Here is a 595-nt window from a genome sequence, read left to right on the forward strand (position 1 = left end):
GCACCAACTCGGTCTTCCCCATGCCGGCGAGCCCGGTCACCACCACGGTGGCGGCTGTTTCCTCCGGCCTCAACACAGCCAGGATTTGGTCGAGTTGGGTCTCGCGGCCGGTGAAGGTGGGCGAATGCCTGGGCATTCCGGAGAGCGCAGGGTGAGGGCGGCCCGGAAGGATCTGTGTGATGTGCTCTGCCATGAACACATCGCCGTTGAAGTGTCCTCCGTCGATCCGGTTCTCGGTGCTCACTGCTCATCCTGCTGATAACGGGCGACGGCCCTGTTGAAGGCGAGTACCTCCGCCGTGGTGAACATGCCTCTGGTCTCCGCGGTGACCACGTAGCCGACCTCGCGCCAGGCGTGGAGGGGGGCCGGGTCCAGGCCCTTCTCCGCTGCGTGGTCGGCCATCTCCAGCAACACGTTGTCGAAGTACTCCCGTGTGATGGGAGTGGGCTCGTCCGCATCGGGATCGAAGAACAGTGGGTCGTCCGGGCCCGGCTCACGGCCGAACTTCTCCTGGAACGCCTTCCGCTGGCCCTCCACGGCCTTCCGCATCTCCTGCCCCTGCGCGGTGTCCGTCGGGATCCGCACCAAGGAGCTG

2 protein-coding genes are annotated in these 595 nt (G+C 66.1%); both read right to left on the minus strand.

The features are described from left to right. The coding region (locus ABD323_RS44005; protein WP_344447613.1) for an ATP-binding protein at positions 1 to 244 on the minus strand (244 nt) is incomplete at its 3' end. Next, positions 241 to 595: hypothetical protein (locus tag ABD323_RS44010; RefSeq protein ID WP_344447614.1), on the minus strand; the 355-nt coding region annotated here is incomplete at its 5' end. The genes ABD323_RS44005 and ABD323_RS44010, both read right to left, overlap by 4 nt.

The sequence above is a fragment of the Kitasatospora nipponensis genome (assembly GCF_039528135.1).
Taxonomy (GTDB): domain Bacteria; phylum Actinomycetota; class Actinomycetes; order Streptomycetales; family Streptomycetaceae; genus Kitasatospora; species Kitasatospora nipponensis.